The sequence below is a fragment of the Micromonospora sp. NPDC005553 genome, assembly GCF_042871765.1.
Classification (GTDB): Bacteria; Actinomycetota; Actinomycetes; order Mycobacteriales; family Micromonosporaceae; genus Micromonospora.
In genome coordinates this window covers 946,179-958,130 of record NZ_JBIAJD010000003.1, presented here as the reverse complement: position 1 = coordinate 958,130, position 11,952 = coordinate 946,179, and the positions used below count along the sequence as shown (strand labels likewise).

Genomic DNA, 11,952 nt, shown 5'->3' with positions numbered 1-11,952 from the left:
ACGCCGACCTGACTACTTGGCCTTGTTGACGAATTCCGGGTGCTCCAGCAGGAACGGGTCGAGTTGCTCGTTGTGCAGGGCGGTGAAGAAGTCCGGCACACCTTCCTGGAACTGCTCGCCCAGGTACTTCTGCCCCTCGAAGACTCCGCCACCGGGCAGCTTGATCATCTCGATGGTGTTCGGGCGGATGTCCTTCAGGGCGAGCCCGAAGTCGACAACGCTGTTGCCTCGACCGTTGAAGATCAACGACTGGCCGGCGGCGCGGAGCACCTTGTCCAGCTTGATCGGGTTGGACACCACGTCGGCGCTGAACGCCTGGCCGACCATCGCCTTGACGAACTGCTGCTGGTGGCGCTGACGACCGTAGTCGGAATCCGGAACGCCGTTCTTCGGGTAGCGCTGCCGGACGTAGTCCAGCGCCTGCCACCCACTCAGGTGCCGGTTGCCCTTCTTGTAGATCGCCTGCGGGCCGACGTAGCCCTCACCACGGGTGTTGCCCGGCCGCGGCTTGCCGTCCGGCTGCTTGTGCTCGGACTTCACGTCGCGCTCGATGTACATGTCGACACCGCCCATGGCGTCGACGATCTTCTGGAAACCGGTGAAGTTGATGATCGCGCCGGCATCGAAGCGCTTGATGCCGGTGACGTTCTGCACGGTGGTGGCCAGCAACTCGAAGCCCCGCGCCGCGTCCGGGTTGGCCCCCGGCACCCTGCTGCCGAACGACATCGCCGCGTTGATCTTCGTGGTCTCGCCCGGGAACTCGGCCTTCTTGAACGCGGGAATCCGCACGTAGAGGTCACGAGGCAGCGAGAACAGGTAGGCCCGGTCCATCGAGGCCGGCACGTGCAGCACCATGATCGAGTCGGCCAGCGGCGCGGCCGTCGGCGTACGCGGGTCGATGCCGACGAGCAGGATGTTGAGCGGCCCCTTGATGTCACTCTTCTTCGCCTGGGCGCCCGCCGCCTGGTCGCCGAAGAGGTCGGCCTTGCCGACGGACCCCTCGTAGCGGGCCATCAGCACCTCGGTGCCGACCAGCACGGCGCCGCTGAGCACTGTCAGCACGGTGCCGAACACCGTGCAGAGCCTGGCCCACCGCGGCACACCTCGCCAGAGGGACGCCTTGCGGCCACTCTTGCCGGCCTTACCCACGAGCAGCTCCGTTCGTTACGCCCACGACGAGGAAGACGGGCGCACGTCGTCGAAAGGTTGCAAAGATCAACGCTCGTTCAGGTGAGCGCGGAACGAACCGTAGCTCGGGAGCCGTGGAAGTGACGACCACGAGTAACGGACCGCGACGATGCTAAGGCGCGAACATGAACAAAAGACTGCCCCGGCATTGCCGGGGCAGTCTTTTTGCTACGGGGATCGACGAGGGCTGGTCAGGCCTTCATCAGCTCCTCAGCCTTCTTCTCCAGGTCCTCGAGACCGCCGCACATGAAGAACGCCTGCTCGGGGAAGTGATCGTACTCACCCTCGCTGATCTTGCGGAACGCCTCGATGGTCTCCTTGATCGGGACCGTCGAGCCCGGCACGCCGGTGAACTGCTCCGCCGCGTAGGTGTTCTGCGACAGGAAGCGCTCGATCCGCCGGGCCCGGGCCACGGTGATCTTGTCTTCCTCGGAGAGCTCCTCGATGCCGAGGATGGCGATGATGTCCTGCAGGTCCTTGTAGCGCTGCAGGATCCGCTTCACCTCGGTGGCGACCTGGAAGTGCTCGGCGCCGACGAACTCCGGGGCGAGGATCCGGGACGAGGACGCCAGCGGGTCCACGGCCGGGTAGATGCCCTTGTCGGAGATCGACCGCTCCAGGTTGGTGGTCGCGTCCAGGTGGGCGAACGTGGTGGCCGGGGCGGGGTCGGTGTAGTCGTCCGCCGGCACGTAGATCGCCTGCATGGAGGTGATGGCCTGGCCCCGGACGGAGGTGATCCGCTCCTGGAGCTCGCCCATCTCGTCCGCCAGGGTCGGCTGGTAACCCACAGCGCTCGGCATACGCCCGAGCAGGGTGGAGACCTCGGAGCCGGCCTGGGTGAAGCGGAAGATGTTGTCGATGAAGAGCAGCACCTCCTGCTTCTTCACGTCGCGGAAGTACTCCGCCATGGTCAGCGCGGAGAGCGCCACCCGCAGCCGGGTGCCCGGCGGCTCGTCCATCTGGCCGTAGACCAGCGCGGTCTTGTCGATGACGCCGGACTCGGTCATCTCGGCGATGAGGTCGTTGCCCTCACGGGTGCGCTCACCCACGCCGGCGAAGACCGAGGTACCACCGAAGTTACGGGCAACACGGGTGATCATCTCCTGGATGAGCACCGTCTTGCCCACGCCCGCGCCGCCGAACAGACCGATCTTGCCGCCCTTGACATACGGGGCGAGCAGGTCGATCACCTTGATGCCGGTCTCCAGCATCTCGGTCTTCGGCTCCAGGTCCGCGAAGGCCGGGGCCTTGCGGTGGATACCCCACCGGTCGTCGGCCTCGAACGTCTCGCCCTCTTTGAGGTTGAGCACCTCGCCGATCGCGTTGAACACGTGGCCCTTGACCGCGTCGCCCACCGGCACACTGATCGGCTCGCCGAGGTCACGCACCTCCGCGCCGCGAACCAGACCGTCGGTCGGCTGCATCGAGATGGCGCGGACCAGGTTGTCACCCAGGTGCTGGGCGACCTCCAGGGTCAGCGTCTTCTCACCGCCGGACAGGCTCACGGTGACGTTCAGGGCGTTGAACAGGGCCGGCATGCCGTCGCGCGGGAACTCGGCGTCGACGACCGGGCCGATGACCCGGACCACGCGACCCGTGGCCGTCTTGGTCTCTACTGGTGCAGTCATCACACTTCACTTCCCGACGCGGCAAGCGCGTTGGCGCCGCCGACGATCTCGCTGATCTCCTGGGTGATCCCGGCCTGACGGGCCGAGTTCATCTCACGCGTGTACTTCTCGATCATCTCTTCGGCGTTGTCGGTGGCGCTCTTCATCGCCCGCCGCCGTGCCGCCGACTCACTCGCCGCCGACTCGAGCAACGCCGCGTAGATCCGCGTGTTGATGTACCTCGGCAGCAGCGCGTCGAGCAGCGCCTCCGCCTCGGGCTCGAACTCGTACGCCGGCAGCAGTCCTTCGGAGCGCGGCCGGTCCTCGACCTGCATCGGGCCGATGATCTTCGTGACCGGGTTCTGCGTCATCAGCGAGTGGAACTCGGTGTAGACGATGTGCAACTCGTCGACGCCGAGCACCCCGTCCGCGCCAGCGCCACCGTCGACGTCGTCCGCACCGGCGGTGAACGCCTTGATCAGCGTCTCACCCACGGTACGGGCATCCTCGAACGACGGCTGCTCGCTGAACCCGGTCCAGTTCGCCTCGATCGGCCGGTCGCGGAACCGGTAGAACCCGACGCCCTTACGCCCGATGACGTAGAGCACCGGCTCCTTGCCGTCCGCCTTGAGCCGCGCGACCAGCGACTCGGCCATCCTGATCGCGTTGGAGCTGTAACCGCCGGCCAGGCCACGGTCGCTGGTGACCAACAGGACACCCGCCCGCCGCACCCGCTCGCGCGGGGTGAGCAGCGGGTGGTCGATCCGCGCGTTGGACGCCAGCGCCGTGAGCACACCGGTGATGGCCTGGGCGTACGGCAGGGACGCCTGCACCCGGGCCTGGGCCTTGGCGATCCGGCTCGTCGCCACGAGCTCCATCGCCTTGGTGATCTTCTTCATCGACTTCGCCGAGCGGATTCGTTGACGAAGAACGCGAACCTGGGCCGCCATGGGATCAGCTCTCGGCCGGGCGGTCGGTCGCGCTGTCGCGGAAGCGGGTCACCGTCTCGCGGTTCTCGTCGCCCTCAAGTGGGGTGGCCGGCGCGTCGTTGACCTTGCGCTCGTCCTCCTTGTTGAGGAAGACCTGCTTGAACTCCGCGATCGCGGTGTCCAGGGAGCCGGTGATGTCGTCGTTCCACTGGTTGTCGGCGATCGACGCGAGGACACCCTCGTGCTTGTGCCGCAGGTACTGGAGGAACTCCGACTCGAAGCGCCGCACCTCGCCGACCGGGATGTCGTCGAGCTTGCCCTCGACGCCGGACCAGACCGAGACGACCTCTTCCTGCACCGGGTACGGCGAGTAGTTCGACTGCTTGAGCAGCTCCACCAGACGCGAACCACGGTTCAGCTGGTTCTGCGACGCGCGGTCCAGGTCCGAGGCGAAGGCGGCGAACGCCTCCAGCTCGCGGTACTGGGCCAGGTTGAGCCGCAGCGAACCAGAGACCTTCTTCATCGGCTTCACCTGCGCGGCGCCACCGACCCGGGAGACCGAGGTGCCGACGTTGATCGCCGGACGAACGCCCTGGTTGAACAGGTCGGTCTCCAGGAAGATCTGGCCGTCGGTGATCGAGATGACGTTGGTCGGGATGAAGGCCGAGATGTCGTTGGCCTTCGTCTCGATGATCGGCAGACCGGTCATCGAGCCGCCACCCAGCTCGTCGGAGAGCTTCGCGCAGCGCTCCAGCAGGCGGGAGTGCAGGTAGAAGACGTCACCCGGGTACGCCTCACGGCCCGGCGGGCGACGCAGCAGCAGCGACACGGCCCGGTACGCCTCGGCCTGCTTGCTCAGGTCGTCGAAGACGATCAGAACGTGCTTGCCGCCGTACATCCAGTGCTGCCCGATGGACGAGCCGGTGTACGGGGCGAGGTACTTGAAGCCGGCCGGGTCGGAGGCCGGCGAGGCGACGATAGTGGTGTATTCCAGCGCGCCCGCCTCCTCCAGCTGCCCCTTGATCGAGGCGATGGTGGAGGCCTTCTGGCCGATGGCGACGTAGATGCAGCGGACCTGCTTCTTCGGGTCGCCGGTGCGCCAGTTGTCTCGCTGGTTGAGGATGGCGTCCAGCGCGACGGTGGTCTTGCCGGTCTTCCGGTCACCGATGATCAGCTGCCGCTGGCCCCGGCCGATCGGCGTCATCGCGTCGATGGCCTTGATGCCGGTCTGCAGCGGCTCGAACACCGACTGCCGGGCCATCACGTTCGGAGCCTGCAGCTCCAGCTCGCGGTAGCCCTCCTCGGCGATGTCGCCGAGGCCGTCGATCGGCTGGCCGAGGGCGTTGACCACGCGGCCGAGGAAGGCGTCGCCGACCGGGACCGAGAGGACCCGGTCGGTGCGCTTGACCCGCTGGCCCTCCGCGAGCTTGGCGGAGTCACCGAGGACGACGACGCCGATCTCCCGCACGTCGAGGTTCAACGCCACGCCGAGCGTGCCGTCCTCGAACTCCAGGAGCTCGTTGGTCTTGGTCGAGGGCAGGCCCTCGACGTGGGCGATGCCGTCGCCGGTGTCGGCGACGGTGCCGACCTCCTCGCGGGAGACGTCGGACGAGTAAGAGGAGACGTAGCGCTCCAGGGCGCCGCGGATCTCCTCCGTCGAGATGGTCAGCTCGGCCATCCTCTGCTTCCTTAAAATTCAGGGGCCCGGGATACCTAGTACCAACCGGTCCGAATGGCGTCTGTCAATCCGGGCGCTGCGGCGGCGGAGCCGCCCCAGCGGTGAGGCGGCGGAACCACCGCATTGCTGGGCGGCGGAGCCGTTCAGCGCTTCGCGAGCGCGTTGCGGGTCTCGTTGAGGCGGCGCAGGATGGTGCCGTCGTACAGGTCGGAACCGACCCGGACGCTCACGCCACCGAGAACGGCGGGGTCGACCGTCTGCTTGACGGAGACCTCTCGACCGTATATCGCGGTGAGGCTCGCACCCAGCCGACGCTCGTCCTCGTCACTCAACGGGGCCGCGACCGTCACGTACGCCACCTGCCGGTCACGCCGGTCGGCGGCCAGCTCGACCAGCCGGGTGAGCGCCCCGCTGAAGGAGCGTCCCCCGAACCCGCCGAGCGCCGCCTCGACGAGGCGGACGGTGACCGGGCGGGCCTTGTCGGCCAGCAGCTCGCGGGCCAGGGTGGCCCGCTGCTCGACCGGGGCGACCGGGTCGGCGAGCGCGTTGCTCAGCGCCGACTGCCCGGAGACGACCTGGCCGAAGCGGAACAGCTCGTCCTCGACCTCGCCCAACTCGCCGGCCTTGTCGGCGCTGGCCAGCAGCGCCTCCACGCCCAGCCGCTCGGTGCCGTCGAGCAGCTCCGACGGTGCCGACCACCGGCCGGCGACCAGCGACACGAGCAGGTCGAGCGCGTCCGCGCCGATCCGCCCGCCCAGCATGTCGCCGAGCAGCGCCCCGCGATCCTCGCCGGAGCGGGCCGGCTCGGAGAGCGCCCGGCGCAGCCGCGGCTCACGCCGCAGCAGGGTCGCCACGGAGAGGATGGCGTCGGCGGTGGAAGCCACCGCCGACGGCTCCGCGCCGCGGACGTACGCGTCGAGGCGCTCGGCCGCGACCTTGTACGACTCCCGGCTGGCGGCCTGCATCAGCGGGCCCCCGTGCTCTCGAGGCCGCTCAGGAACCGGTCGACGGTGCCCTTACGCCGCGCCTCGTCGGCCAGCGACTCGCCAACGATCTTGCTGGCCAGGTCCACCGCGATGGTGCCGACCTCCGCGCGCAGCTCGCGCACGATGGTGGCCCGCTCGGCGGCGAGCGCGTCCTTGCCCGCCTGGATGACCCGGTCGGACTCTTCCCGCGCCTTGACGAGGATGTCCTGGCGGATGCCCTCGGCGTCGGCCCGCGCGTCGTCACGGATCTTGGCGGCGTCGGTCCGAGCCTCAGCGAGCTGGGCACGGTACTGCTCGAGCAGCTGGTTCGCCTCGGCCTGGGCGGCCTCGGCGCGCTTGATGCCGCCCTCGATCGCGTCGACCCGAGCCTGGAACGTCTGCTCCATGCGCGGGAAGACGAACTTCATCAGCACGAAGCAGAGCACGGCGAAGGCGACCGTGCCGACCACGATCTCCTGCCAGATCGGAATGATCGGGTTGTGGTCTGACTCACCACCCTCGGCGGCGAGGAGGAACAACATGGGTGACCTCCCGGTCGGAAGGGGCGGAATCAGCCGGCCCAGATGAAGCCGAAGGCGATGCCGAACAGCGCGAGCGCCTCGATGACGGCGAAGCCGATCCAGACGTACGGCAGGGTCATGCGCGACGACTCGGGCTGCCGGGCGGTCGACTGGATGTAGGCGGCGAAGACCAGGCCAACGCCGATGCCCGGGCCGATGGCCGCGAGGCCGTAGCCGATGGCGGCGGTGCTGCCCTCTACCGCGGCGACGTAATCCATTAGTGGTTCCTCCTGGTTATCACGCGTGACTCTCACGCGGGACGACAACGGTTGGTGCGTGGATCAGTGCTCTTCGGCGAGCGCGCCCTGGATGTAGCTGGCGCTCAGCACGGTGAAGACGTATGCCTGCAGGACGATGACCAGCGCCTCGAGGAGGGTCAGCGCCACTGTCATCACCCAGGAGACCACCGAGATCGGCGCCAGCCAGGCGTTGGCGTTGAGCATCGCGAAGCCGCCGAGCGTGAAGACCAGCAGGAGCATGTGGCCGGCGAACATGTTCGCGAAGAGACGAACGGCCAGCGAGAACGGCCGGATGATGAAGGTCGAGAACGCCTCGATCGGGATCAGCAGCGGCAGGATGTACCACGGTGCCGGCGGGATCAGGGCGTGCTTGAAGTATTTACCGAAGCCGTGGTGCCGGATGCCGATGTAGTTGAACAGCACGTAGCTGATCACCGCGAGGATCGCCGGGAAGGCGATGTGCGAGTTCGGCGAGATCTGGAAGAACGGAATGATCGCGAACGAGTTCGTCAACAGCACGAAGCAGAACAGCGTCGTGAAGTACGGAGCGAACCGCACGCCCTGGTGACCGATCATGTCGACCGAGATGTTGTTGCGCACGAAGCCGTAGATCGACTCGGCGAACCACTGCTTCTTGGTCGGCACCAACTGCGGGTTCCGATAGGTCGCCAGGAAGAAGATGATCAGAACGCCGACCGCGATCCAGATCATCAGCGTGAACTTGGTGAACCACGGGGCGTTCTCCACGCCCCAGGGCACGATCGCGGGCAGGTAGAAGTCGTCCACACTGGGTGGGAATGCCGCCTGGCCCGCTGCCAGAACGTTCGCCTGTCCGAACACCGTGTCCCTTCCTAAGTAGGCGTGCCGAGCCGGCGGACGACGAGGATGATCCCCCCGGTCACGCCGAGCACGACGCCGATCCCGGTGGCGACGCCACCTGTATCGAGCCACTGGTCGACCAGCCAGCCGATGAAACCCCACACGAGCATTCCTCCGATGAGGTAGCTGAGCGCGGTCCAACCCTGACCGGCGCCGGACGGATAATCGTCCGAATCACCGGCGGGACGGGGGGTTTGGTCACCAGCCATGACGGGGCGAACGATATCAGCCGGGAAGACGAGGCTGTGCCTCACCCCCCGCACAACCGTCGTTGTGTGGGCTTCTCGTGGGCGCCGTCGTCTGTGGGCACGCTACTCCCCTTCCGCCCGTCGGAAAATGACCGGAGGCCGACACATTGCGGCGCGTCCGCTGGTTGGGACGACCGCCGGGTCAGCCGTGCGGCCGGTGAGCGTGCACCGTGGTCAGCCACCAGAGGTGCACCGCTGTCCACACTGCCACCCCGGCGACGATGCCAAGGCAAAGAGGGATCAAACCGGGCCAACCAGTCGACGCCACCGCCACCAGCACCGCACCCAACAGGCTGAACTTCAGCACGTACAGGCCCACCCCGAGTGGCAGCAGCAACTGCGGGTTGACCTGGTCGGCCCGCGCCAGCACCACGGTGGTGAGGGTGTAGCTGAGCACTGTGACGCCCACGCCGGCCGCCGCGCCGACCGCTGCCGTCACACCGCCGGTCACCCCGCCCACCACCGCGGCGACCACGGCGAGCGCCGCCGACGCGGCCAGCAACACCGGCAGGTGCCGCAGCCGCCACCGCCGGTCGGTGCCCGGCTCGACCACCCCAGGCTCAGCCACGGGGGTACGCCGGGAACGCCGCGACCAGCTCGGCCACCTCGGCACCGAGCCGGGTCAACTCGTCGACCCCGCCCGCAGCACCGGGATCGGTGCGCACGGCACGGGCGATCAGGGTCGCCACCTGACGCAGCTCCCCCTCGCGCATTCCCTGCGTGGTGACACTCGGTGTGCCCACCCGGATGCCGGAGGCCACCATCGGCGGCTGCGGGTCGTACGGGATGGCGTTCTTGTTCAGGGTGATCGACGCGGCGTCGCAGCGGCGCTCGGCCTCGGTGCCGGTCACCCCCAGCTCCCGCAGGTCGATCAGGGCGAGGTGGGTGTCGGTGCCACCGGACACCGGGCGCATCCCCTCGTCGGCCAGCCCGGCGGCGAGAGCCTGGGCGTTGCTGACCACCTGCCGGGCGTACGTCTGGAACTCCGGCTGGGCGGCCTCGTGCAGCGCGACCGCCTTGGCCGCGACCGCGTGCATCAGCGGGCCCCCCTGGGTGAACGGGAAGACCGCCTTGTCGATCCGCTGGGCCAGCGACTCGCGGCACAGGATCATGCCGCCGCGCGGCCCGCGCAGCACCTTGTGGGTGGTGGCGCAGACGACATCGGCGTACGGCACCGGGGACGGGATCGCCCGACCGGCGACCAGGCCGATGAAGTGCGCCGCGTCCACCATCAGGTACGCGCCGACCTCGTCGGCGATCTCCCGGAACCGCGCGAAGTCGATCAGGCGTGGGTACGCGGTGGCCCCACAGATGATCAGCTTGGGTCGGTGCGCCCGCGCCAGGTCCCGTACCTCGTCGTAGTCGATCTGCTCGGTGTCCGGCCGGACCGGGTAGCCGACCGGGTGGAACCACTTGCCGGAGAAGTTCACGCGGCTGCCGTGGGTGAGGTGCCCGCCGTGCGGTAGGTCCATCGCCAGCACCGTGTCCCCCGGCTGCACCAACGCGGCGTACGCGGCCAGGTTGGCGCTCGCCCCGGAGTGCGGCTGGAGGTTCGCGTGCTCAGCCCCGAAGAGTTCCTTGGCTCGGGCGATGCCGATCTCCTCGGCCCGGTCCACCTCGGCACAACCGCCGTAGTAGCGCCGGCCCGGGTAACCCTCGGCGTACTTGTTCGTCAGCGTCGAACCGAGCGCGGCCAGCACCGCCGGCGAGGTCAGGTTCTCGCTGGCGATGAGCTGCAGGCCACCCCGCAACCGGTCCAACTCGCCGAGGACCACCCCGGCGATCTCCGGGTCGGTGGCCCTGAGCTGCGCGAAATCCGGCCCCCAGAAGGTGCTCGTCTCGGTCTCCACAGCGAACGAGTCTAGGGGGCCGCACACTGGAACCCGTGAGATGCCTCGTCACCGGCGCTACCGGCTACATCGGCGGGCGGCTGACGCCGCTGCTGCTCGCCGACGGGCACACAGTGCGCTGCCTCGCCCGCAAGGCGGTACGGCTGCGCGACGTGCCCTGGGCCTCGGCGGCCGAAATCGTCGAAGGAGACCTGAGTCGGCCGGAGACGCTGCCCGCCGCGTTCGCCGACGTGGACGTCGCGTACTTCCTGGTGCACTCGCTGGGCCGGTCCGACTTCGAAGCGGCCGACCGGGCGGCGGCGACCAACTTCGCGGCCGCCGCGCGCGCGGCCGGCGTACGGCGGATCGTCTACCTGGGCGGCCCCGAGCCGGCGTCCGACGCGGAGGTGCCCTCCCCGCACCTGCGGTCCCGTGCCGAGGTCGGCCGGATCCTGCTGGGCAGCGGAGTGCCTACTGCGGTGCTCCGCGCCGCGGTGATCATCGGGTCCGGCTCGGCGTCGTTCGAGATGCTGCGTTACCTGACCGAGCGGCTGCCCGCCATGATCACCCCACGCTGGGTCCGCAACCGGATCCAACCGATAGCGGTCCGCGACGTGCTGCACTACCTGGCCGGCTGCGCCGAACTGCCGACCGAGGTCAACCGGGGCTTCGACGTCGGCGGTCCGGACGTGCTGACCTTCCGCGAGATGATGCAGCGTTACGCCCGGGTGGCCGGGCTGCGCCGGCGGATCATCGTGCCGGTCCGCCCGCTCACCCCGTCCCTCTCCTCGCACTGGGTCGGGCTGATCACCCCGGTGCCGAACAAGATTGCCCGCCCCCTGGTGGAGAGCCTGATCCACGAAGCGGTCGCCCACGAACACGACATCGCCCGCTACATCCCGGACCCGCCCGGCGGGCTGACCGGCTTCGACGAGGCGGTGGCGCTGGCGCTGGCCAAGGTGCGCGACGCCCAGGTGGAGACCCGCTGGTCCACAGCGAGCGGCCCGGACGCGCCCGCCGAGCCACTGCCCACCGACCCGGTGTGGTCCGGTGGCACCGCCTACACCGACGTCCGGGAGCGAGCGGTTGACGCACCACCCACTGCGCTCTGGCGGGTCGTCGAGGGCGTCGGTGGCGAACACGGCTGGTACTCGTTCCCCCTCGCCTGGTCGATCCGCGGCTGGCTGGACCGGCTGGTCGGCGGGGTCGGGCTGCGGCGAGGTCGACGCGACCCGCACCGCCTCCAGGTCGGCGAGGCGCTGGACTTCTGGCGGGTCGAGGAGATCATCCCGGGCGAGCTGCTGCGACTGCGCGCCGAAATGCGCCTACCTGGCCGGGCCTGGCTGGAGATGCGGGTCCTGCCGGCCGACGACGGCCGCAGCCGCTACCAGCAACGCGCCGTCTTCCTGCCGCGCGGCCTGCCGGGGCACGCCTACTGGAAGTCGGTGGCCCCGTTCCACGCGGTGGTCTTCGGCGGAATGGCCCGCAACATAGCCCGCAACGCCGAACAACCCCGCTAACCACCCCGCGCCTCTCGCGCCTCTCTTGCCTCCCCGCGCGGCGGCATCGCTCACGTCGCCCGCGCCGCCGCACCCCGCCCCGCCGCACTCCCGCCAGCCCCACTCCGCGATCTTGCACTTTGTGTTGTCGATTTGAGAGCTGGTGCGCCCTTTGTCGCGACAGAAACTGCAAGATCGCGGGAGTGAGGCGGCGCGGGGCCTCACCCGCGTCGATCATGGAGTTGTGGTGCCCCACAAAAAGGGCTCTTGTGGATTCAATGCCCACCACAAGTCCATGATCGACCGGGCT

General features: G+C 68.8%; 12 protein-coding genes. 1 reads left to right on the top strand and 11 read right to left on the bottom strand.

Annotation, left to right across the window (positions count from 1 at the left end; all coding sequences use genetic code 11):
• Positions 1-12: 12 nt before the first annotated feature.
• The 11 genes from ACFYPG_RS17030 to glyA all read right to left on the bottom strand — a co-directional run bounded on the left by ACFYPG_RS17030 (position 13) and on the right by glyA (position 10,164).
• Positions 13-1,155 carry an LCP family protein gene (locus ACFYPG_RS17030; protein ID WP_355008233.1) on the bottom strand — a complete coding sequence of 381 codons (1,143 nt, stop codon included), beginning with the start codon at positions 1,153-1,155 and terminating at the stop codon, positions 13-15.
• A 224-nt stretch (positions 1,156-1,379) separates the two neighbouring features.
• On the bottom strand, positions 1,380-2,816 hold the full coding sequence (gene atpD / locus ACFYPG_RS17025; RefSeq protein WP_387352664.1) for a F0F1 ATP synthase subunit beta: 1,437 nt from the start codon (positions 2,814-2,816) through the stop codon (positions 1,380-1,382).
• On the bottom strand, positions 2,816-3,745 hold the full coding sequence (locus ACFYPG_RS17020; protein ID WP_355008060.1) for a F0F1 ATP synthase subunit gamma: 930 nt from the start codon (positions 3,743-3,745) through the stop codon (positions 2,816-2,818). Before ACFYPG_RS17020 ends, atpD begins: the two co-directional genes overlap by 1 nt.
• A 4-nt stretch (positions 3,746-3,749) precedes the next feature.
• The gene (gene atpA / locus ACFYPG_RS17015; RefSeq protein ID WP_355008061.1) at positions 3,750-5,402 is read right to left on the bottom strand and encodes a F0F1 ATP synthase subunit alpha; all 1,653 of its coding nucleotides are present in this window, start codon (positions 5,400-5,402) and stop codon (positions 3,750-3,752) included.
• 143 nt (positions 5,403-5,545) lie between these two features.
• Positions 5,546-6,367 carry a F0F1 ATP synthase subunit delta gene (locus tag ACFYPG_RS17010; protein WP_355008062.1) on the bottom strand — a complete coding sequence of 274 codons (822 nt, stop codon included), beginning with the start codon at positions 6,365-6,367 and terminating at the stop codon, positions 5,546-5,548.
• A complete protein-coding gene (locus ACFYPG_RS17005) occupies positions 6,367-6,906 on the bottom strand; it encodes a F0F1 ATP synthase subunit B (RefSeq protein ID WP_355008234.1) in 540 nt (179 codons plus the stop codon). Before ACFYPG_RS17005 ends, ACFYPG_RS17010 begins: the two co-directional genes overlap by 1 nt.
• Before the next feature lie 32 nt (positions 6,907-6,938).
• Positions 6,939-7,166, bottom strand: coding sequence for an ATP synthase F0 subunit C (locus tag ACFYPG_RS17000; protein ID WP_074314047.1), 228 nt, complete (start codon positions 7,164-7,166; stop codon positions 6,939-6,941).
• A 63-nt stretch (positions 7,167-7,229) separates the two neighbouring features.
• Entirely contained in the window at positions 7,230-8,027 is a 798-nt protein-coding gene (gene atpB / locus ACFYPG_RS16995; RefSeq protein WP_355008063.1) for a F0F1 ATP synthase subunit A, read from the bottom strand.
• A gap of 11 nt (positions 8,028-8,038) precedes the next feature.
• Positions 8,039-8,275 carry a hypothetical protein gene (locus ACFYPG_RS16990; RefSeq protein ID WP_355008064.1) on the bottom strand — a complete coding sequence of 79 codons (237 nt, stop codon included), beginning with the start codon at positions 8,273-8,275 and terminating at the stop codon, positions 8,039-8,041.
• Between the two features lie 181 nt (positions 8,276-8,456).
• Positions 8,457-8,882, bottom strand: coding sequence for a hypothetical protein (locus ACFYPG_RS16985; protein ID WP_387352663.1), 426 nt, complete (start codon positions 8,880-8,882; stop codon positions 8,457-8,459).
• Positions 8,875-10,164, bottom strand: coding sequence for a serine hydroxymethyltransferase (gene glyA, locus ACFYPG_RS16980; protein ID WP_387352662.1), 1,290 nt, complete (start codon positions 10,162-10,164; stop codon positions 8,875-8,877). The genes ACFYPG_RS16985 and glyA overlap by 8 nt, the downstream gene beginning before the upstream one ends.
• 35 nt (positions 10,165-10,199) lie before the next feature.
• Here glyA and ACFYPG_RS16975 point away from each other — a divergent pair, with 35 nt between their 5' ends.
• The gene (locus ACFYPG_RS16975; protein ID WP_387352661.1) at positions 10,200-11,663 is read left to right on the top strand and encodes an SDR family oxidoreductase; all 1,464 of its coding nucleotides are present in this window, start codon (positions 10,200-10,202) and stop codon (positions 11,661-11,663) included.
• Positions 11,664-11,952: the final 289 nt, after the last annotated feature.

Coding starts and splice junctions, on each gene's coding strand:
- ACFYPG_RS17010 (WP_355008062.1), bottom strand. CDS start 6,367: ATGCAGGCCGCCAGCCGGGAGTCGTACAAGGTCGCGGCCGAGCGCCTC.
- atpD (WP_387352664.1), bottom strand. CDS start 2,816: ATGACTGCACCAGTAGAGACCAAGACGGCCACGGGTCGCGTGGTCCGG.
- atpA (WP_355008061.1), bottom strand. CDS start 5,402: ATGGCCGAGCTGACCATCTCGACGGAGGAGATCCGCGGCGCCCTGGAG.
- ACFYPG_RS16990 (WP_355008064.1), bottom strand. CDS start 8,275: ATGGCTGGTGACCAAACCCCCCGTCCCGCCGGTGATTCGGACGATTAT.
- ACFYPG_RS17000 (WP_074314047.1), bottom strand. CDS start 7,166: ATGGATTACGTCGCCGCGGTAGAGGGCAGCACCGCCGCCATCGGCTAC.
- ACFYPG_RS17020 (WP_355008060.1), bottom strand. CDS start 3,745: ATGGCGGCCCAGGTTCGCGTTCTTCGTCAACGAATCCGCTCGGCGAAG.